This is a genomic window from Paraburkholderia sp. D1E, assembly GCF_052682275.1.
In genome coordinates this window covers 1258467-1278885 of the sequence record NZ_JBQYMB010000001.1, presented here as the reverse complement: position 1 = coordinate 1278885, position 20419 = coordinate 1258467, and the positions used below count along the sequence as shown (strand labels likewise).

Here is a 20419-nt window from a genome sequence, read left to right as displayed (position 1 = left end):
AGTCCGCCGCGAAGCGCGTCAATCAGCCATCGCGTCGAGTTGCATTTCGCCGGTATCACCACGCGCTTCGACACCCAGCATATCGACGGTGACGCTATCCGGCAGGCAGACGATCGTCTGGAACTGACGGAACGACGCGCCCTTGAGATCGTCGGTGAAGCGCAGTTCGATGTGGCCGTTCTCGCGCTTAAGGAAATCGCGCACGGCGTCCATGCCGACGCCGCGGCCCGACACTTCCGTGACCGTTGCGGCGGTCGAGAAACCCGGCCGGAAAATAAATTCGGCAATAGCTTCGTCGCTCAGGTGTTCGTCGCTGCCGATCCAGCCGCGCTCGACGGCAATACTGCGGATCCGTTCGAGCGCGAGGCCACGACCGTCGTCGCTGAGCGTGATCTGCAGTGCCCGCTTGTCCACGCCCACTTCGATATCGATCGTGCCGGCCGGCGTCTTGCCGTGTGCGCTGCGCGCCTCGGCGGTTTCAATGCCGTGATCCATCGAATTGCGCAGCAGATGCATGAACACGTTGTTCAGCGTGCCACCTGCCTGGCCGCGCAGGCGATAGCCGTTGTCGTCGATACGCACGGTCGGCGCCGGCTTGCCCAGTTCCTGCGCGAGCGAAGGCAGCGAGTCCAGCACGCCGGACAGCGCATCGCGCACGCTTTCGCTGCCGAGCGCGCGCAAGGTTTGGCGCATCGCATCGCGCATCGACTGCAATTCGTGGAGTTCGCTGGCGTTCGTCTTGTCCAGCATGCTCAGGGTCTGCTGAATCTGGTCCTTCTCGACCATCACGTAGCGGTTGGCGTTGCCGGCGCTATTCGCTCCGGCTTTGCCCTTGCGCCCGAGGCTATGTTCGTTGATCTTCGCGTAGCTCTCGATCGCCTCACGCACGCGCGTCAGTTCCTGCATCAGGTCTTCCTGATCCCACGAGCGGTCCGCATCCGGTTGGCGCAACTCGTGATAGCTCTGCTCGGTTTCATGGACGACGTTGGTCAGATGCGCCAGGTTATAGGTGCGCGCATTACCCTTGATGGTGTGCATGTTGCGGAACAGTTCGGCGATCGCCGCATGGTCCGCTTGCGAATGCTTGCGGATGATGCGCTCGTTCTCGCTGACAAAGCCCGCGGAGCTTTCGATAAAGTGATGGAACTTCTCTTCGCTCACCGCGAGAATCTCGCCGATCATGTCGAGACGGCGGCGCTGTTCGCTGGCTTCTGCAGCGAGCTTGCGCAACTCGGTGACGTCACGCACGCACAGCATCAAACGCAGGATCATGTCGTTTTCGTCGGTGATCGCCGACCAGCTGAGGTCGAGAATCTTCACGCGGCCATCGGCCATGCGCTTCGAAATTTCGCCGACCAGCAAATGCTGATTGAACGCGAAGTTGATGCAGTCTTCGCCGAGGCACGCATGCGCGGCGGCATCGATTTGCGAGAGCACGTCCGAGCCGAGATCGGTATCCGAGAACACCAGATCCATCAAACCGCGGCCGGCGATGTCTTTCGTTTCGAAGATGTCTTCCAGATACGCGGAGTACTCTGCGTGGACCACAGCGCCGTCGATCACCGTCAAAATACCCTGCTGCATGTTCTGCAACATCGCCTGAATATCGGCCGTCTTCTGCTTGAGCTGCGCCGAGCTTTCCTGGATCTTCTCGATCATGCCGTTGAAGGCGACGATCGAATGGCCGATCTCGTCCAACCGGCCCACCGGCACGCGGCGCGTGAAATCCTGGCTCGATGCGATCTCGCTCATCATGGCTTGCATGCGGCTGAGCGGGCGGGTGATCTGACGGTAAAGCAGCGAGCCGATCGAGGTCAGCAGAATGATCGCGATACCGGTAACAACGGCGATGGCTGTCGTGATGGTGGCGAGCGCGGCGTTCAGTGCGGTGATCGCCTCGTCTTTCTGGCGGTTCTTCTCGACGCGGAGCGTTTCGACAATACCTTCGAGCTCGTCGCGATACTGCGCGACGTTGGCAAACAGATACGCTTGCGCGAGTTCGTTCTTGCCGTCGGCCTTCATTTTCGCGGTCTCGGCGATAGCGGAGAAGTAGTTCCCGAAGCTGTCGTTAGCCTGGGAAACGAGACCTTGCTGCGCATGGCTCGCTGCGTCTTTGGCTTGCAGCGCGAGGGCCTGTTGCAACGAGGTCTTTTTCTTCTTTAGTTCGTCCTGTGCCTGCGCGACCATGTTGGCGTCCGGCGCGTAGACGAGCGTCATGGTGGCGAGTTGCACGTCCTTGACCTGCGAGACGAGGTCGGCCGAGGCAAGCGCACTAGGCACAACGCCTTCGGTCACTTTGCGCACTTCGGCTGCGCTGCCGCGCGTCTGATAGACGGCGTAGCCGCCGATCGTCAGCAAGGCGACAAACATCAAGACAACCAATAGCGTAATGCGATGACGGATAGTCATGTGAAACCCCCGCGGGTGGCCTTTTGCGTCGGCCCTCGATCGGGGCTGCGCGTTTTTTGCAAAGTGTTGGGTAATGCCTGCAGCCTGGTCGTGCTTGCAGCTTTGCTGAGTATTGCTGAGTCATGTTACTAAGCGATGACTACACAATTTTGAATAGCGGAGAAGACGTTAAATATATTTCTAAAGTTTCTGGTTTTAACGCCGTTAATTAATGGCTATTAATTTTGTGTGCGGTCGCCATTCCAACAAACTGCGCGCGCAGACGGAACGCCGTCCGATTGTCGGCGCACGGTATGGACTGATTCGCGGAGGGCGCGCTCGACGCGTCAGCCGATCGGCGGCAGATGCTTCGCCGCCTCACGCAAGCTAAGCGGCGACAAGATGTCCCGTGATTCGAATAGAAAGCGGCTCACCGCTTGAGGCGCATGCCATGCGTAGTCGCGCAACGCCCAACCGATCGCTTTACGGATGAAGAAGTCGCTTTCGGCCGCAAGCGAACGCGCGTAACCGAACAAACGCACTTCGTCAGTCTGGTCGCGCCAGCCGAGTTGATGAATCATCGCGATGCGCCGAACCCACAGCGATTCATGCAGAAGCGCCGCATCCATTGAAGTCTGGGCTTGCGGCGTCTGCGCTCGCGCGGCTTTCAGCACATCGCCCACCACGCCTGCCAGCGGATCAATCGAATCCCACCAGGTGTTGCGCTGGGCGAGCGCGAGCAGATGCGCAATGTCCGCAATCGCAAGCGCCTTCCATTTGCGTGCTAACAGGTCAGTGGCCACGTAGTGATACTCGCGTTGCGGCATGGACCAAAGGACGTTGGCACAGGCGAGCAGGTGCTCGGCATTTTCCACCGACAAGCGCTTGAACACCGGCAATACCGCCTGCCGCCGCAAGGGTGTCGGCACACCGATGAAGTCGAAGTTGTCCCGCATATAGGCACGCATGGCGACAGCGCGCTGTGCCTCGGCGTGCGGGGCGAGCGCGGCCTTGATTTCTTTGCGGAAAGCGTTGGGTGTCATTGTGTGATGTTCGCTCGATTGGAACCGCGAGCATCCGGTGGATGCCGGCCGGGTCTTCCATCGTGTTAACAATCGCCGATTTGGTCACGCGAGGCAAGTGCTCCAAAAGGGTTTGTCATTCGATACGCGCTTGTGCACGAAGAGCTTGTCGCACGCTCCCGAATCTCCTCACCTTTGGATCTGAAGTGCGCAGACAGGTAGCACTATTCTCACCGCGCCGACTCCCGAATCTCCTCACCTATCAGCTTCTAGCCGCCCTCCCAACCGCCACCCAGCACCTTATACAAAGTCACGAGATTGGCCTGCCGCGACAGGCTATCCGTCGCGAGTTGCTGCTGCGCGGTGTAGAGCGTGCGCTGCGCGTCGAGGAACGTGAGGAAGCTATCCGTGCCCGTCTTGTAGCGCGCCTGAGCAAGCGTGTAATACCGCTGTGACGACGCCACATATTCGCGATCCGCCTCCACCTGATCGACGTAAGTCGCGCGCGCAGTCAGCGCGTTTGCGACCTCCTTGAAGGCTGTCTGGATCGTGCTCTCGTAATCGGCCACCTCGATCTGCTTCTCGATTTTGGCGACGTCGAGCGACGCCTTATTGCTGCCGTAATCGAAGATCGGTACCGACACGCTCGGCGCAAATGCCCAGGCGCCCGTACCCGCCTTGAACAGACTTGACAGCGTCGAACTCGATGTCCCGGCTGAAGCCGTCAGCTCGATCTTCGGGAAGAACGCAGCGCGCGCGGTGCCGATGTTCGCGTTCGCCGCCTTCAGCGCGTGTTCCGCCTGCACGATATCGGGACGGCGGGTGAGCAGCAGTGAGGGCACGCCCGCACCGATGTCGGCGAACGTCGACTCGTCGTCGAATGCGCGGGCGGGAGGAAGGTCGTCCGGGATCGGCGCACCCAGCACGGCGACCAGGTTGTTGCGGTCCTGCGCCACGGCGCGCCGGTAAGACGCCAGACTCGCCTTCGCGCTCGCCAATGAGTTTTGCGCCTGTTGCACGTCGAGCATCGACGAATTGCCCAACGCCTGGATTCGCTTGGTCACGTCGTACGTCGACTGATCCGCCTTGACCGTATCTTCGGTTATTTGCAGAAGACGTTCGTCGGACAGCAGGGTCAGATAGTCGGTCGCCACGGTCGCGATCAGGCTGATCTGCGTGCTCTGCCGCGAGGCATCCGTCGCGAGATAGTTTTCCAGGGCCTGGCGCTTGAGGCTGCGCAAGCGGCCGAAGAAGTCGATCTCCCACGAAGTCGTGCCGACGCTCACGCCGGTGGAACTGCTCGTTACGCCCAAAGTGCGCTCGCGAGTCAGACTGCCGCTCGCGCTGATCGACGGCGCGAGCGCGGCACGCGTGATACGGTATTGCGCCTCGTACTCAGCCACGTTCAATGCGGCGACTCGCAGGTCGCGGTTGTTGTCGAGCGCGATCTCGATCAGCCGTTGCAGACGCTCGTCGCGAAAGAAGCTGCGCCAGGCCATATCGGCGCCGAGCGGCGCGGCGGCAGCCGTCGTGCCTGCCGTGGTCGTGGCCACGGCGGTTCCCGAAGCTGCAGTAGCTGCTGCGGCGGCAGCGCTCGTGCTTTCGTACGCGTCGCCTTTTGGATAAGCCACCGCAACGGGGGCTGCTGGCCGTTCATAGTGCGGGTCGAGCGTGCAACCCGTCAGCATGGCAACGGCAAACGCCACCATGCACGTGCTCAATTTGAGTCTCATCATTCAACACCTTCCTGTTGCTTGACACCGCCGTGCTCACCGAACAGGCGGCGCACGACGACAAAGAACACCGGCACGAAAAAGATGGCTAGCAGCGTCGCGGCGATCATGCCGCCCATCACGCCGGTGCCGATCGCATGCCGGCTCGCCGAACCGGCGCCTGTGCTGATGACGAGCGGCAGTACGCCGAATACGAAGGCAAGCGAGGTCATCAAAATCGGCCGCAGACGCAATCGCGCGGCTTCCAGTGTGGCGTCGATCAGGCTTCGGCCCTGCGCCTGCAAGTCCTTGGCGAATTCGACGATCAGGATCGCGTTCTTGGTGGACAGTCCGATGGTCGCGAGCAGGCCCACCTTGAAGTAGATGTCGTCGGACAGCCCGCGGATATGCGCGCCCAGCACCGCACCAAGCACGCCCAGCGGCACGACCAGAATCACCGCGATCGGAATGGACCAGCTTTCGTACAGACCTGCCAGACAGAGGAACACCACGACCAGCGAAATCGCGTACAGGTAGATCGCCTGCGATCCGGCAATGCGCTCCTGGTACGATTGCCCGGTCCAGTCGATGCCGAAGCCGGCGGGTAGCTTCTTCACGAGCGCGTCGACGGCGGCCATCGCCTGGCCCGTACTGGTGTTTGCTCCGGTCTGCGCGGTGATTTCCATTGCCAGCGTGCGGTTGAAGCGCTCGATCTGCGGCGGCCCGAACGTCCATTTGCCAGTGGCAAACGCGGAGAACGGGACCATCTGGCCGTCATAGCCGGTCGTTGTGGTGGTGCTCGTGCTGGTAGTCGAACTGCTGCTCGATGTGCTCGTGCTTGAACTGCTCGTCGTACTGGACTTCACGTACCACCGTCCAATGTCCGACGGCATCATCCTGTAAGGCGCATCGGCCTGCACATAGACCTTCTGGATGCGTCCCGTGTCGACGTAGTTGTTCACATAAGTCGATCCGAACGCAGTCTGCAAGGTGTCGTTCACGTCGGCGATCGAAAGTCCGAGCGCACTCGCCTTCTCGCGATCAATATCGACATGGAACTGTGGCGTATCGTCGAGGCCGCCGGGTCGCATGCCGGACAGTGCGCTGTCCTGCGCGGCAAGCGCGATCAACTGCTGGCGCGCGGCCATCAGCTTGTCGTGGCCCTGCCCGGCGCGGTCTTCCAGCTCGAAGTCGAGACCGCTCTGCGTACCGAGTTCCTGAATAGCCGGCGGATTGAGCGCGAAAATCTGCGCGTCGTGCGTGGCGGCGAAGTGCATGTTGGCGCGCTGGATGATCGCCGCCGCCGAGCCGTCGCTGCCGCGACGCGTGCTCCAGTCCTTGAGCTTGATGAAAGCAAGACCGTTGTTCTGCCCCGAGCCGTTGAAGCTGAAGCCGGTCAACGCGATGATCTTGTCCACCTGCGGCAGACCGAGGTAATACGCCTCGACCTTTTTCACGACTTCCAGGGTCTGCGCGGCGGGCGTGCCGGCCGGTGCGGAAATCGACGTGATGATGATCCCCTGGTCCTCGTCCGGCAGGTAGGACGACGGCAGCTTCATGAAGAGCAGTGCGACGACGCCCACAATCAGCACGTAGATCACCATATAGCGCGTCGGCTTGCCGATCACGCGCGAGACCGTCGAATCGTAGCGATCGGTTCCACGTGTGAGCACACGATTGAACCAGCCGAGGAGGCCACGCTTCGTATGGTGCTCGACGTCCGCGCGCCTGAGCAGGGTGGCGCACAGCGCCGGTGTCAGCGTCAACGCGAGGAACACGGAAAGCAGCATCGCGGCGACGATGGTGATCGAGAACTGCCGGTAGATCGCGCCCGTGGAGCCCGAGAAAAACGCCATCGGAATGAACACGGCAATCAGCACGGTCGTAATGCCGACCAGTGCACCGGTGATCTGCTTCATCGCCTTGCGAGTGGCTTCGACGGGCGACAGCCCCTCCTCCGCGATCAGCCGCTCGACGTTTTCCACCACCACGATCGCGTCGTCCACCAGCAGCCCGATGGCGAGCACGAGCCCGAACATCGAGAGCACATTGATCGAAAAGCCCACCGCCGACATCACCGCAAACGTGCCGAGCAAGGCGACCGGCACGACGATGGTCGGAATCAGCGTCGCGCGCAGGTTTTGCAGGAACACGTACATCACGACGAAGACCAGCATCACCGCTTCGATCAGCGTCTTCACCACCTCTTCGATCGAGATGCGCACGAACGGCGTGGTGTCGTACGGATAGTCGACCACCACGTTGTGCGGCAATTGCCCACTCAGTTCATCGAGCTTGGCGCGGACCGCTTTGGCTACGTTCATCGCGTTCGCGCCGCTGGCCAGCTTGACCGCGAGTGAGGCCGCCGGCTTGCCGTTCAGACGCGAGTCGGTGCTGTAATCGTCGCCGCCGACCTCGACGCGCGCGACGTCCTTGAGCATGACCTTCGAGCCGTCGCTATTCACGCGCAGCAGGATCGCGCCGAACTGTGCAGGCGTAGTGAGCAGGCTCGATGCCGAAATGGTCGCGTTGAGCGCCTGCGTCTTCGTAGACGGCGAGCCGCCGATCTGACCGACCGAGAGTTGCACGTTCTGATTCGTGATCGCGGTAGTGACGTCGCCGGCCGTCAAACCGACGGCCTGCAACTTCACCGGATCGAGCCAGATGCGCATGGCGTGCTGCGCGCCGAACAGCGTCACGTCGCCGACGCCGTCGATCTGCGTGAGCGGATCTTCGACCTGCGTCGCGATGATATTGCCCAGGTCGATGGAATTCATGCTGCCGTCAGTCGACGACAGCGACACGATCATCAGAAACGAATTGGCCGCCTTCGCCACCTGCACGCCCTGGTCCTGAACGGTTTGCGGCAGCGACGAACTGGCCTGCTCCACTTTGTTCTGCACCTGCACCTGGGCGATGTCGGCATTGGTGCCCTGCTGGAACGTCAGCGTGATGGTGGCCTGTCCGGCCGAACTGCTGGTGGACGACATGTAGAGCAGATGGTCGATGCCGCTCAGTTTCTGCTCGATCACCTGCGTGACGGTGGTCGCCACGGTTTCGGCCGAGGCGCCCGGATAGGTTGCCGTGATCTGCACGGAGACCGGCGCCACACTCGGGTACTGTTCGACCGGAAGCGTCCCGATGGAGGCGCCACCGATCATCATGATGACGATGGCGATGACCCACGCGAGGATCGGTCGGTTGATAAAGAAACCTGCCATGTGTGTCTCGCTTTAGCTGTGTGCGGCCGACGTGTTGTCCGCGGTGGCGGGCGCACCCGATGTGGCGGGCGATTCAACCGGCTTCACGACGCCGCCCGCGCGCGCTTTCTGCGATCCGGCGACGATCACGCGATCGCCCGCCTTGAGGCCGCTCGTCACGAGCCAGTCGGCACCTGATGCGGTGTCGGCCGTGACGGGTGTCTGCGTGACTTTGTTATCGGCGCCGACCGTCAGCACGCTCGCCGAACCGTCGGATGCACGCGAGACCGCGAGTTGCGGCACCGTGATCGCCTGCTGGTTCACGCCCTCTTCGAGCCGCGCGCGCACGAACATGCCGGGCAACAGCACGCCGTCCGGGTTCGGGAACACGCAGCGCAAGGTCACCGAACCGGTGGTGGCGTCGACGGTGATATCGGAGAACAGCAACTTGCCGGGTTGCGCGTACGCGCTGCCGTCTTCCATCACAAGATGAACGACCGCGCCGTCCGGGCCCGCCTGCTGCAACCGGCCACTGGCGAATTCTTTCTGCAGCCGCAGCCAGTCGGCGGAAGAGCGCGTGACGTCGAGATACATCTCGGTCGTCGCCTGGACCGTCGCGAGCGCAGTGGTCTGCTCCGCGGTGACGAGCGCGCCTTCGGTCACGCTCGATTTGCCGATCCGTCCCGCGATCGGCGCAACCACCTTGGTGTAGCCGAGGTTGATAGCAGCGGTCTTCAATGCGGCGCGGTCGGCGACCACGTCGGCCTTCGCTTCCACCCACGCAGCGACGGCGTCGTCGTAGTCCTGCCTGCTCACACCTTCGATCTTCGACAGTTCGGTGTAACGGTTGGCCTTGGTCTGCGCGGCGCTCGCTGTCGCCTCGGCTTTGGCGAGCGTACCGACGGCCTGGTCGTACGCCGCCTGATAGCTGGACGCGTCGATCTGATAGAGCACGGCGCCGGCTGCAACCAGCGAGCCTTCAGTGAAAAGGCGTGTCCTGATGATGCCTTCGACCTGCGGCCTGACCTCGGCGACACGGATCGCCGACAGCCGCCCGGACAATTCGGTGCTCGACACAACGGTGTGCGGCGTGATCGTTTGGACGCCTACTTCAGGAACCGACTGCGGCGGTCCATGGGGTGCCTGCTCGCCACAACCCGCCAGCAAAAACGCGGCGGCGGCGACTGCGGCGGCAAGATGCGTGAATCTCGGTGCACGCCGGGAAAGTCGGGGCACGGTATGGGTATTCGGCATGCGTTGGGCATCCTTCGACTCAATTCGACAAAGGGCCGTCTGGCATGCGTCTCTGGGGAAACCGCGCAACGCCGCGCCAGCGGCAAGGGATGGCCCAGCATAGTGAGCGGCGTCTTACGGTGGCTTAGGGAAGGATTACGAGTTGTAACGTAACGCGTGGCGAGGCGCTGAATCGGGCAGTGAGACGTCGAGTGGCGTTGATTGCTTCATGCAGGCTGATAGAACCCGAGGCGGCCTCCGTAATAAACTGTAAGCGCGAATAAGAACCCGAAACCGCTGCCCTTGCGCGATTCGCTATATTGCGATGTGCGACAGGCGCGCGGCCGCGCTGTCCGTCCATTGTCCTCATCGATCAGGGCTCAGCCATGTCAGACACGCCCATCCAGGTTTTACTGGTCGACGACGACGCCGACCTTCGTGACCTGCTCAGAACCTTCTTTCAACAACGCGGCATCGAGATATCCGTGTTGCACGACGCGAACCAACTGGCACGCCGCCTGGAACGCGAGCGGCCCTCGATCATCGTGCTCGATCTGATGATGCCTGGCGTCGACGGACTCAGCGCGCTCAGGCAACTGCGTGCGACCGGCGACACGATTCCCGTGATCATGCTCACGGCGCGCGCAGACGGCGTGGACCGCGTGATCGGTCTGGAGCTCGGCGCCGACGACTACCTCGGCAAGCCATTCATGCCGCAGGAACTGCTCGCGCGTATTCATGCGGTGTTGCGCAGGCACGCGCATCCCTCGGCGACCACGAACGCGACGGTCGAGAAGCGCGAAGCGCTGCGCTTCGGCCGCTTCCGGCTCGACTTCGCGACCCGCACACTGTTTCGCGACGACGAACCGCTCAAGCTGACCAGTGGCGAGTACGCGCTGCTCGAAGTGCTTGCCGAGCACCCTATGGAGACGCTGTCGCGCTCGAAGCTCGTCGACCTGCTGCATGGGCCGTATTCGGAAGTGACCGAACGCGGTATCGATGTGCCGGTATGGCGCCTGCGCCGTCTGCTCGAAGACGACCCGGCCAACCCGCGCCGGATCCAGACCATACGCGGCATCGGCTACATGTTCGTGCCCGGCGGCAACGACGATGAAAAATCCCTTTAATACGCTGTTCGGCCGGCTCTCGTTGATGACGGTGAGCCTGATCGTGCTAGTGCACATCACCGCCATCGTTCTGGTGGACCGTGACCGCGGCCAGATCGACGCCGGTCATGCGCAGCGCGCCGTGCTCCTCGCAGTGCAGGCGAGGCAGAACGGCACGCTCACCGCTTCGCGCGTCGTGGCAACGCTCGGTGTGTCTTACGTGAATGCGCAAGACGCGATTCGCTATGGCTGTCCCGCGCCTTGTGAGAACACCTCGGGTCCGTTCGAGCATGACTTGCGCAAGAAGTTGCCCGCAGGCAGCCAGGTCGTAGCGGACACCGACGACGGCACGGTCTGGGTCCACTACGCCGGAAATCCAGGCTGGATCACCATGCAAAACTCGACGCTGCCGGCGCGTCGCTTCTGGGGCGCATCGGCGACGATGCTGGTGCTGGCGGTGATCATCGCGCTGTTCGGCGCGTGGCAATTGCAGCGGCCATTGCACCGGCTTGCACTCGCTGCACGCGAGTTCCGCACCGGCCATCGCGCGCCGGTTGTACAGGCGAGCGGCCCGCGCGAGCTGAAGGAACTGATCGGCGACTTCAATCAGATGGTGCAGGAACTTGCGCAGGCCGAGCAGGAGCGCGCGGTGATGCTGGCCGGCGTGGCGCACGATCTGCGTGCGCCGATCACGCGCATGCAGGTGCGCGCGGACCTGCTGCCCGACGAAGCGAACCGCCGCGGCTTTTTGCGGGACTCGGAATCGCTGTCGCGCATCGTCACGCAGTTTCTCGATTTCGCGCGTGAGACGGCGGATACCTCGCCAAGCACGAGCGTCGACGCTCACTGCCGCCGGCATTACGGCGACAGTCTCGCGGACGAAGCGCTCGTGCGCCTCGATCTGCAGGCCGGCGATGGTTTCGGCTTGCCGCTTGTCGACCTCGACCGGATCCTGACCAATCTGATCGAAAACGCACTCACCTATGGCGAGCCGCCCGTGGAAATTTCGACCTCACGCCGCGACGGCCAGTACATGCTCGAGGTGCGCGACCACGGCGGCGGTATCCCCAGCGCTCAACTGGATCGCGCGCTGCAACCGTTCGTGCGGCTCGATGAAGCACGCAGCGGCGATGCTCACTGCGGACTGGGGCTCGCGATCGTGCGGCGCCTCGTGCGGTATAACGGCGGCGCTTTTCATGCCGATAACGCCGCCGATGGCGGTTTCGTGGTGACGCTTACGTTTCCCGCCTAGTTATCGGCTTCGTTTTCGGCTTGATTTACGGCTCAGACTTGAGCCGTGTTGTCAGGAACGACGATCGCGCTGTGCGGCCCGCCGCCGGGGCCGCCGGGTCCACCACCGCCCGGGCCGCCGCCGCCCCAACCCGGAGGCGGACCCCACCAGCAACCGCTCAAGGTTGCGCTCAGTGCGGCCAGCGCCGCGATCGTCAATAGCTTCTTCATGCTTTCTCCTTCGATAGATCTACGGTCACGCAAAGTCGTTGCTCAAGTGGCGACGACGCGCGTTATCCGCAACTTATCAATCAGCGGGAGATCATGTTTTACGACGCCGTTACAAGATGGCGAGGCGTGCCTGCTTTTGTCACGCAAAGGTTGAGGTGTGCGTCGCCGTGCGGCGCAGGTAACACGGCTTTTGCGGTGTGGGGCGACGCAAGGTGCCGCACACACGCTTTGTTTGTATATGGAAGAGGATGTAAGGAGATGGGTGGTATCGGTCCTGCACTGGCGCGCATCAAGGTGAGGTTTGGAGCGCTTGCCACATCACCGTCGGCGGCCATGACGAGGACTCCCTGGAAATCCTCACCTTATTTGAGGTGCGCACCCAGCATGGCAATTTCTCACCTCCTGGAATCGCTCACCTTTGCAGATCATCTCCTGGAATTCCTCACCTTAGTGCGTCTTTGCGCGCTTCCAAGGTGCTGTTCGGCTCATGGAATGACTCACCTATGACGGAGATGATGTTGTCTCCTGGAATTCCTCACCATTGGTTGGGATAACAACGTCTCCTGGAAATCCTCACCATTCTTCACTGCTCGATGAACCCGAGCGTGAAAGCACCTGGTGTCGTCGAATCGCGTGTCAAGGTGAGTGTTTCCAGGATGGTGAGGACTTCCAGGAGCTGAAACTCATATCCATCGCGTCCTTCGGGCCTTCGGCAATAGCTCTCCCGAAAAACCTCACCTTCGTCAATCCCGCCGCAAGGCCTCTAGCGCTGGCATCAGTCAAAAGCCCGAATCCATAAACAAAAAACCGAACCTTCTGCTAGAACTTCACCTTCAACTGAAACCCGATCGTGAACGGAAGATCGTCCGAAGGGATCGGCGGAATCACAATGAAGTTAGCCCCGACGCGTTTGTATTCAACCATCACGATCGGTGCGACCACCGGCCCGATCGTATGGTTACGGCCCAGACCCCAGTTGCCATAGTTATAGCCCGAGATGATCCCGCCCATCGCCGCGATCCGCACGATGCCCCAGTGCGCGAATTCCGGCGCCCAGACGCCGCCGCCATAATAAGAAGGCCGCCGCAGCGAATTGCGAAAGCCGCCGGCAGTCAGCGCCCATTGATTGTTGAGCCAGCATTCGACGCCAAGGCCAGGATTGAACTGTTCGAAATGCGTGTTCGGGTCCGGGTTGATGTGATACGAGCCGAGCATTGCGTCGACCCATACGCCGCTCTCGCACCAATTGGCCGCATGCGCCGCAGACGCCGCGGCCAGGCTCGCGACAAGCGCCACGGTCGTGTGTCGAATCTGCTTCTTTATCTGCCGAAAATGCATGGGATCTCCGTCACCGGTCGAGCGCCGGTGTCGTCTATGTTCGAGGTGTTTCTGCTTGCCGTCCGTCGCGCACTGTACCTCAACCCGCACTGGCGATGTGGAGGGCACGCTCGGGCGCGCGGGCACAGGACGTGCCCCACGGCGCAGATGAACCATAACGGAGAACCGATGGCAAAGCAGTGAACACCCGGCAGGTGTCCACCGTTGACGTCTGGGAAAGGCCTAGAGACTGAGGTCGGACAGGCCCGGATGATCGTCGGGACGGCGGCCGAGCGGCCAATGATAAAGACGGTCGGCCTCGCGAATCGGCAGATCGTTAATGCTGGCATGACGGCGCGCCATCAGCCCGTGCTCATCGAACTCCCAATTCTCGTTGCCGTACGAACGGAACCAGTTGTTCGAGTCGTCGTGCCATTCGTAGGCAAAGCGCACGGCGATGCGGCTATCCGTGAAAGCCCATAGTTCCTTGATCAGGCGGTAGTCGAGTTCCTTTGCCCATTTGCGGCGCAGCAGTCCGACGATCTCCGCGCGCCCATGCGTGAACTCGGCACGATTGCGCCAGACGCTATCCGGCGTGTACGCGAGCGACACGCGTTCGGGGTCACGGGTATTCCAGCCGTCTTCTGCGGCACGCACCTTCTGGATCGCGGTTTCGCGTGTGAACGGCGGTAGGGGCGGGCGGGTTTCGATCGGGTCGGCCATGATGGCTCCTCAGTCAGATTGCGGTACGCCGTGACGGCGGTCGTTTGCCAGGGGATCTGCTCGCTGATTCACCCGCGAGTTGCGCCGATTCGCTTGCGGACTCGTTATCGAGCAAGGCTTCGGCGGCGGTTCGTGCATCGAGCGCGGCGTCGGCTTCGCCGCTCACCAGCGCCACGGCGATGGCGCCGTCCAGCAGGATCAGCCATTGGCGCGACAAGCGCGCGGCGCGGCGGACGTCCATGCCCGATTCGGCCGCGTATTCATCGCACTGGGTTCGCACAAAGGCGAGCAGCCGTTCCTTGTGTTCACGCGCGACGATCCGGATCGGATCATCCGCGGAGGCGATTTCGCCGGCGGCGTTCAGAAACGCGCAACCATGAAAATCCTCCGACGCGAACCATTTGCGCAACACGTCGAACATGCCGAGCAGGTGTTTGCGCGCAGTCTTGCCCTGTCGCAGCGTGCCCGCGATAAACCAGTTCATCCAGCGTTCGTCGCGCCGCTCCAGCGCGGCGGCGACCAGCGCGTCTTTCGATTCGAAGTGCGTGTAAAAGCTTTTGCGCGCGGTGCCGGACTGCTTGACGATCGCGTCGACACCGGTTGCATGAATGCCGCCCGCGTAGATCAACGCTTCCGCGGCGTCGAGCAGCCTTTCACGCGCGCTGCCGGACGCAGCCAGTTCAGTGGGGTTTTGAGTAGCCATGGGCGAAGGGTAGAACGATCATTCTCCTTCGTCAAGTTTTTGTGCGCTTTGGCAGGTTGGGTACGCTTACTGCTATCGTGGTGACAATCGAACAACCGGAACGAATTTCATGAATCGCTCTACTGTCCGCGCAATGTTTGTACGTACGCTTTTCAGCGCAACGCTGCTGACAGCGGTGGCCTGTACGCCTTTGCAGGTGCTCACGCATACGGTCAGCCAGAACGAAGCCCGCGTGCCGGCTGGACACTACGAGATCGATCCCGACCATAGCAGCATTACCTTCGACATCGATCACTTCAAATATTCGCGCTTTACCATGCGGTTCGATCGCAAGCAGGGGCAGCTCGACTGGAACGAAGGGGGCCTGGACAAGAGTCGCGCGACGATCACGATCGACGCCGCGAGCATCGATACGAATGTGCCGCTACTCGACAAGATGGTAAAAAGCGCAAGCATGCTCGACGTGTCGCGCTATCCGGAGCTGCGCTTCACCAGCACGCGCTTTGAGCGCACCGGTGAATCGCGCGGCACGTTGACCGGCGATCTGACGATTCACGGCGTCACGCAACCCGTGACGCTCGACGTGACTTTCAACGGTTTCGCACCCGATCCGCTCACGAAAAAAGATACGCTCGGTTTTTCCGCGGACGGTCATTTCAGCCGCGCGAAGTTCGGTTTGGCGACATGGTATCCGGCTGTCGGCGACGATATTCATGTACGCGTTCAGGCTGAGTTCGTTAAAACGCCCGCAGGCGCGTAAGCGCGGTGCGGGCGTTTCGTTTCATTGCTGCTTTTACAGTGTGCTGTTTTTTAGCTCACGCAGCAGTCCAGTCGAGAATCACCTTGCCGCTCTCACCTGAGAGCATGGTGGCGAACGCTTCCTGATAATCGTCGACCTTGAAGTGGTGCGTGAGGATCGGCGACAAATCCAGACCGCTTTGCAACATCGCGACCATCTTGTACCAGGTCTCGAACATCTCGCGACCATAAATACCCTTGATTTCAAGGCCTTTGAAGATCACCTGGGTCCAGTCGATCGCGGTCTGCGCGGGCGGAATGCCGAGCAGCGCAATCTTGCCGCCGTGGTTCATCGCTTCGAGCATGCTGGTGAAAGCGCTCGGCACACCTGACATTTCCAGTCCGACGTCGAAACCTTCAGCCATGTGCAAATCAGCCATGACGTCGCGCAACGATTCACGCGAGACGTTTATCGCACGCGTCGCGCCCATTTTGCGCGCGAGTTCGAGGCGATAGTCGTTGACGTCGGTAATCACGACATTGCGTGCGCCGACGTGTTTCGCGATCGCCACCGCCATAATGCCGATCGGCCCGGCGCCGGTGATCAGCACGTCTTCGCCAACCAGATTGAACGACAGCGCCGTATGCGTGGCGTTGCCGAACGGATCGAAGATCGCGGCGAGATCATCGGAGATTTCGGGCGGAATCTTGAACGCGTTGAATGCGGGAATCACGAGGTATTCGGCGAATGCGCCTTCACGATTCACGCCAACGCCCACCGTATTGCGACATAAGTGCCGACGACCCGCACGACAGTTACGGCAGAAACCACAAGTGATATGCCCTTCGCCCGACACGCGATCGCCGATCGCAAAGCCGCGCACTTCCTGACCCATTTCGACAATTTCACCGACGTATTCGTGGCCGACATGCATCGGCACCGGAATCGTTTTTTGTGCCCAGTCGTCCCATTTCCAGATATGGATATCGGTGCCGCAAATCGCGGTACGCGTGATGCGGATCATCACGTCGTTGTGACCGACTTCAGGTTTCTTCACATCCGTCAGCGTGAGGCCCGGTGCGCGTTCGAGTTTTGCCAATGCTTTCATGTGCGCCTCCGCTTCAGATAATGCCGAGTTGCCGGCCTACACGCGCGAATGCGTCGACGGCTCGATCGATTTGTTCCGGCGTGTGCGCGGCACTCATTTGCGTGCGGATTCGCGCGCGGCCTTTGGGCACCACGGGGAACGAGAAGCCAATCACGTAAACACCTTCCTTCAGCAACGCGTCGGCCATGTTCGATGCGAGTTGTGCGTCGCCAAGCATGACCGGAATGATCGGGTGTTCGCCCGGCACGAGCGTGAAGCCGAGCGCGCTCATCGCACGACGGAAATGCGCGCCGTTTTCACGCACACGCGCGCGCAGTTGCGCACCTTCGTCGCTTGCCAGCAATTCGAGTACCGTCAGCGAGGCGGCAGCAATGCTCGGCGTCAGTGTGTTCGAGAACAGATATGGACGCGAACGTTGACGCAGTAAATCGATCACTTCCTGTCGCGCGGCGACGTAACCGCCCGAGGCTCCGCCCAGTGCTTTTCCGAGTGTGCCGGTGATGATGTCGACGCGCGACAGCACGCCGCAATGCTCCGGCGTACCGCGCCCATGTTCGCCGACGAAACCGACCGCGTGCGAATCGTCGACCATCACCAGTGCGCCGTAGCGGTCGGCCAGATCGCAAATGCCCGCGAGATTGGCGATGATGCCGTCCATCGAAAACACGCCGTCGGTGGCGATCAGCTTGAAGCGCGCTCCAGCGGCATCGGCTTCTTTCAGCCTGGCTTCGAGATCGGCGAGATCGTTGTTCTTGTAGCGAAAGCGCTTCGCCTTCGAAAGACGCACACCGTCGATGATGCTCGCATGGTTCAGCTCGTCGCTGATGATGGCGTCGTTGTCGTCGAGCAGGGTTTCGAACAGACCGCCGTTCGCATCGAAACAACTGGAATAAAGGATGCAGTCGTCGGTTTTCAGGAATGCGGCCAGCGCTTTTTCGAGGCCTTTATGCACGGTTTGGGTGCCGCAAATAAAGCGCACCGATGCCATGCCGAAGCCGTCGTTATCCAGCCCAAGCTTGGCGGCCTCGATCAGCCGTTTGTCGTTGGCAAGACCGAGGTAGTTGTTCGCGCAGAAATTCAGCACTTCCGTGCCGTTGGCGAGGCGCACATCAGCCGACTGCGGACTGGCGATCACGCGCTCGTTCTTGTAAAAACCGTCAGCGCGAATCTGCTCAAGGGTACCGCGCAGATGGGCGAGATAAAGGTCACGCATGAACCAGACTCCTGAAAGGGTGGTGCGCCCGTGGGCGACATGATCGGCAGTTGCGGCATGGTCGGCGACGAGACGGCCTGTTATAGTCGGCTGTCAGTTTTATCGGATATTTTCGTTTTTCCGAACTAAAATCCGGTATGTCGAACAACTCTAAACGATAGGTCAGTAAATGGCAAGTTCGGGAATCCGTCGCGCGGCAGCCAACGCGGCACCCACTCCTGGCGCGAACACGGTCCCAGCGATCGCTGCGCCGCCTCGCGTCGGCGAGCAGATTCAGCGCCTGCGCGCCGAGCGGCGTATGACGCTCGACGATCTGTCGCGCGCGGCGGGCGTGTCGAAATCGATGCTCTCGGAGATCGAACGCGACAAGGCCAATCCAACGATCGCGGTCGCCTGGCGTCTGACGAACGCGCTCGGCGTCAGTCTCGATTCGCTGTTCGCGCCGCAAAAGGCGCCGGAAGCGATTTCCGTCTCCGGTCCGCACGACATCCCGACTTTGAGCGGTCATGAGGCCAAGTATCAGTTGCGGGTCTGGGGGCCGATCGAGTTGGCCGGCAAGTTCGAATGGTACGAGCTGACATTGCAAGCGGGCGGGGCGCTGGTGTCCAACGCGCACGAACCCGGCACACGCGAGCATCTGACCGTGTTGCAGGGTTCGATCGAGATCGAGGCGGCTGGCGCGACGAAGCGGCTCAAGGCCGCGGACACCGCGCGCTACGTCGCCGACGAACCGCATGCGATCCGCAACGCCGGAAAGGGCGAGGCGAAAGCGCTGCTGGTGGTGATTCACGGGTAAGGTGCGGGCGCACTGTCGCCGGTTATTGGTTGCTTCGGGCGGAATCGGGATGAATTCTCCGTTCGGCCGAGGTTGCGCGAGACACTGTATATTTGTACAGTACAGGGTATCGACTGGAGCCGATAATGAACGACCTGACGACCGAACAATCCGAGCATGCTCTGGCCGCGCTGCGCTATCAAACCGCGGCGCGCGATCTTGAACATATCGTGCGCAACATCGCCGTGCGCTACATCGTCCAGCAGGTGCCGCTCTCGTGGCGCCTGCTACATGCAATCGAAGCCGAAGCGTTGGCGGATCTCGGGTTTGCCAGCCGGCATGACGCGATCATGCTCGGCCTGTTCCAACGGCCGTCCGAGTTGCCTTATCCGGAAACGGACGAGGCGGTGGACTTCGGCACGTCCACCGCATTGCCGGCGGTCTTTGCATTTGCCGTCTCGGCCTATGAAGAAGCTGCACGCCGCGCCACGCAACCTGCGTCTGAAGGCGCGCCGCTAAAGCACGCGCGGGCGTGGGGCGACTGACTTAGGCGCTGTACTTTCACCGGTTGCCACCTACAATATGCGCAACTAACGGAAAGAGAGCGTATGTCACCTCCTCATCTGTCCGACCCGGTCACACGCCCAGCACCCTCAACCGATCTCTTCGATCAGGAACGTGAAGACTGGCGCCGCGATCCGCAAATCGCTTTCGACGCATGGCTCGCCAAGCAGCATTTCAGGCGTTCATCCGCTGAAGTCTATCAAGCGCAGTGGGGGCTTTTCCTCGACTGGCTTGCGATTCGCCAGAAGCGTCTGGTCACGGTCGATACGCAAACGATCGCTGAATTCGTGGGCGGACTGGCGATCCGAAAACCGCAACGTGTCAGGTATTTGCGACTCATTGAGCGGGTACTGGACCATGTGCGCGAAATCGAATCCGCGTCGACCAATCCTGCACGCTTCATTGCTCAGGATGGCGAAGCAGCATGGCGAGATGCACGCGATAACGAGCCGACCGGTTTTCTCAACCATGCCGAACGAGCCGCGCTCATTGCGCATCTGTTTTCGCCCTTGCCGGTTTTATCCGTGGCGCAGCGCTGGAGAGAGCGACGCGACCGGGCATTAATTGCTGTGTTTCTTGGCGGTGGGCTCAAGACGGGCGAGGCCGCCGCGCTTACAGTTAGTTGCGTAAATGTCGGCTCGCCCTGGATCACGATCGAGTCCGCGAATCCGATGCTGACGCGGCGTACCCGGCTCGCGCCCTTCGCGACCGCCAGTGTTGACGCATGGCTTGCCGAACGGCGTCTTTCCGAACTGGCCGGCAATCTGGTCTTTCCCGCTTCACCTTCAGGACGCCCGATGCACAAGGCGACAATGCTGCGCGCAGTTGACGCGTTGATCGACGCGGCTGGAATTGCCGCGTCGCGAACCTCACGCGCCAGTCCGCAAACCTTGCGCAACACCTTTGCGGCGGATCGGTTCGAGAGCGGGATCGAGGCAGAACTGGTCGGGCAATGGCTGGGGTTTGTACAGGCAGTGTCCGCCAACCGTTTGTATCGGGCCTGGCAAAGATGGATGGACCAGCAGGATTCGCCCGTCGTTAATGAACCGGATCCAGCCGCTCCACCATTGCCCGCCCCCAGACAGGACGGGCGTTTAACGAGGAAAGGGTGATCGGGTGAGCCCTGAACATGCTCACCTTTGGGGTCCCGAATTT

The 20419-nt window shown here is 61.4% G+C and carries 17 protein-coding genes; 6 read left to right on the top strand and 11 right to left on the bottom strand.

Features of this window, described 5'->3' with window-relative positions; translation table 11 throughout:
- Nucleotides 1–18 precede the first annotated feature (18 nt).
- From ACUN0E_RS06055 to ACUN0E_RS06035, 5 genes are all read right to left on the bottom strand, one after another.
- The gene (locus ACUN0E_RS06055) at nt 19–2409 is read right to left on the bottom strand and encodes a HAMP domain-containing protein (RefSeq protein ID WP_445565966.1); all 2391 of its coding nucleotides are present in this window, start codon (nt 2407–2409) and stop codon (nt 19–21) included.
- Nucleotides 2410–2735: 326 nt separating this feature from the next.
- Nucleotides 2736–3431, bottom strand: a complete 696-nt coding sequence (locus tag ACUN0E_RS06050) for a DNA alkylation repair protein (protein ID WP_445565965.1) — start codon at nt 3429–3431, stop codon at nt 2736–2738.
- A 248-nt stretch (nt 3432–3679) separates the two neighbouring features.
- Nucleotides 3680–5146, bottom strand: coding sequence for an efflux transporter outer membrane subunit (locus ACUN0E_RS06045; protein WP_445565964.1), 1467 nt, complete (start codon nt 5144–5146; stop codon nt 3680–3682).
- Complete coding sequence (locus ACUN0E_RS06040) at nt 5143–8343, bottom strand: efflux RND transporter permease subunit (protein WP_445565963.1); 3201 nt, start codon at nt 8341–8343, stop codon at nt 5143–5145. The genes ACUN0E_RS06045 and ACUN0E_RS06040 overlap by 4 nt, the downstream gene beginning before the upstream one ends.
- A 12-nt stretch (nt 8344–8355) precedes the next feature.
- Entirely contained in the window at nt 8356–9576 is a 1221-nt protein-coding gene (locus ACUN0E_RS06035) for an efflux RND transporter periplasmic adaptor subunit (RefSeq protein ID WP_445565962.1), read from the bottom strand.
- Nucleotides 9577–9941: 365 nt separating this feature from the next.
- On the opposite strand from ACUN0E_RS06035, the gene ACUN0E_RS06030 reads away from it, so the two are divergent.
- A complete protein-coding gene (locus tag ACUN0E_RS06030) occupies nt 9942–10682 on the top strand; it encodes a response regulator (protein WP_445565961.1) in 741 nt (246 codons plus the stop codon).
- Nucleotides 10666–11913: an ATP-binding protein gene (locus tag ACUN0E_RS06025; protein ID WP_445565960.1), complete on the top strand. Its 1248-nt coding sequence runs from the start codon at nt 10666–10668 to the stop codon at nt 11911–11913. Before ACUN0E_RS06030 ends, ACUN0E_RS06025 begins: the two co-directional genes overlap by 17 nt.
- Nucleotides 11914–11945: 32 nt before the next feature.
- On the opposite strand, the gene ACUN0E_RS06020 is transcribed toward ACUN0E_RS06025, so the two are convergent.
- The 4 genes from ACUN0E_RS06020 to ACUN0E_RS06005 all read right to left on the bottom strand — a co-directional run bounded on the left by ACUN0E_RS06020 (nt 11946) and on the right by ACUN0E_RS06005 (nt 14865).
- Entirely contained in the window at nt 11946–12122 is a 177-nt protein-coding gene (locus ACUN0E_RS06020; protein ID WP_408240750.1) for a hypothetical protein, read from the bottom strand.
- Nucleotides 12123–12941: 819 nt separating this feature from the next.
- Nucleotides 12942–13460, bottom strand: a complete 519-nt coding sequence (locus tag ACUN0E_RS06015; protein ID WP_408336864.1) for a hypothetical protein — start codon at nt 13458–13460, stop codon at nt 12942–12944.
- A 222-nt stretch (nt 13461–13682) separates the two neighbouring features.
- A complete protein-coding gene (locus ACUN0E_RS06010; protein ID WP_445565959.1) occupies nt 13683–14162 on the bottom strand; it encodes a nuclear transport factor 2 family protein in 480 nt (159 codons plus the stop codon).
- Between the two features lie 13 nt (nt 14163–14175).
- Nucleotides 14176–14865: a TetR/AcrR family transcriptional regulator gene (locus ACUN0E_RS06005; protein ID WP_445565958.1), complete on the bottom strand. Its 690-nt coding sequence runs from the start codon at nt 14863–14865 to the stop codon at nt 14176–14178.
- 109 nt (nt 14866–14974) lie between these two features.
- Between ACUN0E_RS06005 and ACUN0E_RS06000 the strand changes: the two genes are divergently transcribed.
- Complete coding sequence (locus tag ACUN0E_RS06000; protein ID WP_445565957.1) at nt 14975–15625, top strand: YceI family protein; 651 nt, start codon at nt 14975–14977, stop codon at nt 15623–15625.
- A gap of 55 nt (nt 15626–15680) precedes the next feature.
- On the opposite strand, the gene tdh is transcribed toward ACUN0E_RS06000, so the two are convergent.
- Both tdh and ACUN0E_RS05990 read right to left on the bottom strand, forming a co-directional pair.
- The gene (gene tdh / locus ACUN0E_RS05995) at nt 15681–16712 is read right to left on the bottom strand and encodes an L-threonine 3-dehydrogenase (protein WP_445565956.1); all 1032 of its coding nucleotides are present in this window, start codon (nt 16710–16712) and stop codon (nt 15681–15683) included.
- Nucleotides 16713–16725: 13 nt separating this feature from the next.
- Nucleotides 16726–17925: a glycine C-acetyltransferase gene (locus ACUN0E_RS05990; protein WP_445565955.1), complete on the bottom strand. Its 1200-nt coding sequence runs from the start codon at nt 17923–17925 to the stop codon at nt 16726–16728.
- Nucleotides 17926–18094: 169 nt separating this feature from the next.
- Here ACUN0E_RS05990 and ACUN0E_RS05985 point away from each other — a divergent pair, with 169 nt between their 5' ends.
- The 3 genes from ACUN0E_RS05985 (at nt 18095) to ACUN0E_RS05975 (ending at nt 20376) form a co-directional block, all read left to right on the top strand.
- Complete coding sequence (locus ACUN0E_RS05985; RefSeq protein ID WP_325043743.1) at nt 18095–18721, top strand: helix-turn-helix domain-containing protein; 627 nt, start codon at nt 18095–18097, stop codon at nt 18719–18721.
- Nucleotides 18722–18846: 125 nt separating this feature from the next.
- Nucleotides 18847–19245, top strand: coding sequence for a DUF2471 family protein (locus ACUN0E_RS05980; protein WP_408240772.1), 399 nt, complete (start codon nt 18847–18849; stop codon nt 19243–19245).
- A 63-nt stretch (nt 19246–19308) separates the two neighbouring features.
- Nucleotides 19309–20376, top strand: coding sequence for a tyrosine-type recombinase/integrase (locus ACUN0E_RS05975; RefSeq protein WP_445565954.1), 1068 nt, complete (start codon nt 19309–19311; stop codon nt 20374–20376).
- Nucleotides 20377–20419: the final 43 nt, after the last annotated feature.

Excerpts from the sequence above, each read along its gene's own strand:
- ACUN0E_RS06055 (WP_445565966.1), bottom strand. The coding sequence starts at position 2,409 with ATGACTATCCGTCATCGCATTACGCTATTGGTTGTCTTGATGTTTGTC.
- ACUN0E_RS06050 (WP_445565965.1), bottom strand. The coding sequence starts at position 3,431 with ATGACACCCAACGCTTTCCGCAAAGAAATCAAGGCCGCGCTCGCCCCG.
- ACUN0E_RS06045 (WP_445565964.1), bottom strand. The coding sequence starts at position 5,146 with ATGATGAGACTCAAATTGAGCACGTGCATGGTGGCGTTTGCCGTTGCC.
- ACUN0E_RS06040 (WP_445565963.1), bottom strand. The coding sequence starts at position 8,343 with ATGGCAGGTTTCTTTATCAACCGACCGATCCTCGCGTGGGTCATCGCC.
- ACUN0E_RS06035 (WP_445565962.1), bottom strand. The coding sequence starts at position 9,576 with ATGCCGAATACCCATACCGTGCCCCGACTTTCCCGGCGTGCACCGAGA.
- ACUN0E_RS06030 (WP_445565961.1), top strand. The coding sequence starts at position 9,942 with ATGTCAGACACGCCCATCCAGGTTTTACTGGTCGACGACGACGCCGAC.
- ACUN0E_RS06025 (WP_445565960.1), top strand. The coding sequence starts at position 10,666 with ATGAAAAATCCCTTTAATACGCTGTTCGGCCGGCTCTCGTTGATGACG.
- ACUN0E_RS06020 (WP_408240750.1), bottom strand. The coding sequence starts at position 12,122 with ATGAAGAAGCTATTGACGATCGCGGCGCTGGCCGCACTGAGCGCAACC.
- ACUN0E_RS06015 (WP_408336864.1), bottom strand. The coding sequence starts at position 13,460 with ATGCATTTTCGGCAGATAAAGAAGCAGATTCGACACACGACCGTGGCG.
- ACUN0E_RS06010 (WP_445565959.1), bottom strand. The coding sequence starts at position 14,162 with ATGGCCGACCCGATCGAAACCCGCCCGCCCCTACCGCCGTTCACACGC.
- ACUN0E_RS06005 (WP_445565958.1), bottom strand. The coding sequence starts at position 14,865 with ATGGCTACTCAAAACCCCACTGAACTGGCTGCGTCCGGCAGCGCGCGT.
- ACUN0E_RS06000 (WP_445565957.1), top strand. The coding sequence starts at position 14,975 with ATGAATCGCTCTACTGTCCGCGCAATGTTTGTACGTACGCTTTTCAGC.
- tdh (WP_445565956.1), bottom strand. The coding sequence starts at position 16,712 with ATGAAAGCATTGGCAAAACTCGAACGCGCACCGGGCCTCACGCTGACG.
- ACUN0E_RS05990 (WP_445565955.1), bottom strand. The coding sequence starts at position 17,925 with ATGCGTGACCTTTATCTCGCCCATCTGCGCGGTACCCTTGAGCAGATT.
- ACUN0E_RS05985 (WP_325043743.1), top strand. The coding sequence starts at position 18,095 with ATGGCAAGTTCGGGAATCCGTCGCGCGGCAGCCAACGCGGCACCCACT.
- ACUN0E_RS05980 (WP_408240772.1), top strand. The coding sequence starts at position 18,847 with ATGAACGACCTGACGACCGAACAATCCGAGCATGCTCTGGCCGCGCTG.
- ACUN0E_RS05975 (WP_445565954.1), top strand. The coding sequence starts at position 19,309 with ATGTCACCTCCTCATCTGTCCGACCCGGTCACACGCCCAGCACCCTCA.